The organism is Bacteroidia bacterium, from assembly GCA_026932145.1.
Lineage (GTDB): Bacteria > Bacteroidota > Bacteroidia > J057 > JAIXKT01 > JAIXKT01.
On the sequence record JAIXKT010000036.1, the window covers coordinates 17,717 to 19,228 of the forward strand.

The following is a 1,512-nucleotide window of genomic DNA, read 5'->3' on the forward strand; positions in this document are numbered from 1 at the left end:
GACAACAAAGATTAGCTGGGTGGTTGCCGGTGTTTTTGCCCTTGCAGTAATTTATTTTGCTTTTATAAAACCGGCGCCGCCACCCACCATAAAAGAACGCACCGTTTATTTACCGGGGAAAACCGATACTTTGTTCATCCCCGGCGTGCCTGACACCATCACAAAATTTGTTCCATTCCCAGTTTATGTTTCCACCACACCGCCGGTTGAACAATTTGGCGCCGATAGTTCGCAGTACAAAATTGAGACACCAGAAGGCAGCAAGGCACAGGTTACTACTTTTCCGGCGACGGATTCCATTCGTGTTGAGATAGAGCCGGTGCAGATTTTAAGAGAAATCACCCGTATTGACACACTCAAGCTCACCACAGTAGATACAATCAGAGTTGAGACCATTACGGAAATTGAACAGCCATGGTATGATACATTCATGTTTGGCGCAATTACGACGGCGGTTCTTACAATTGGAGGTTTGTTGGCACTTTGAGCACTTTTATCCTTTTTTTTCTCGCCGGAATCCTTAACGGCGCAATGGACGAAATAAAATTCAACGCAAGCCATTTTGTATTTCAGACCGAGTGGTGGTTGGAACGGGGCTCCTGGATGCCACGCTTGCGAAGTTGGCTTTTAAAACATGTTCTTACCTTCATAGCAGGCGGGTGGCACCTGATGAAATTTTGCATGGTTTGCGCAATTATTGCAGGTGTTCTACTTTACACCCCCGTTCTTGTATGGTGGTGGGACGCTGTTATTATTTATTTTTGTTTTAGCGCCGGTTTCATTATCGGATATTATTTCATTTGGAGAATACGGAAATGACACGAAAATTTAAGCGAATTACGGAATGCTACACTGATTTGAAATATGTTTTCGACCCGCTCCCAGCAGGCGAATATATTGTGCAAAAAACAAGCAAACAGGGCGGTAATTTCGTTCTGCATTGCACCCAGAGCTCTTCTGTGAAATATCTGCGACAGGTCTGGCAGAATGATAGACAGGGAGCAATTGCAACTATGTTCGCCGCCGATAAAGATGGGACTCTCTACCAGTTTTTCGAGGAAGATTATTGGGCGTACGCCTCTGCAATGGGTGCTGGGTACGACAAGCAGGCGATACAGTGCGAAATGGCGAATAAGGCATTCCTGAAATATACCGGCGGGCGGTATTACTGGATGGCCGGGGGGAAATGGGTGATATACGATGATGGCATGCCGTTCAAATCAGCGCAACCGTGGCAAGGGTACCAATTTTGGGATCCTTATCCGCCGGAGCAGGTGGAAACGGTTGCGAAACTAACTGCGTATATCCTCTACAATCACGGGATCCCCCTGGAATTCCATGCTGATTACCGGTATGAACGGGCGGTGGCACAGAAAAAAGGTGTGGTGCAACACAGCAACCTAAGTCTGCAGAGGTGCGACCCGGGACCGGCGTTCCCGTTCGCCGAATACGAAAAAAAAGCACGCGCGTACTTTTTGGAACTGTGTAATAAACATGGGTTCCCTATATATG

The 1,512-nt window shown here is 47.0% G+C and carries 2 protein-coding genes; both read left to right on the top strand.

Annotated features, from left to right (window positions below; translation table 11 throughout):
• Nucleotides 1-487 (top strand): hypothetical protein (locus LC115_08270; protein MCZ2356667.1); only part of this gene is annotated, 487 nt, incomplete at its 5' end.
• A gap of 328 nt (nucleotides 488-815) precedes the next feature.
• On the top strand, nucleotides 816-1,512 hold a 697-nt coding region (locus LC115_08275; protein MCZ2356668.1), incomplete at its 3' end, for an N-acetylmuramoyl-L-alanine amidase.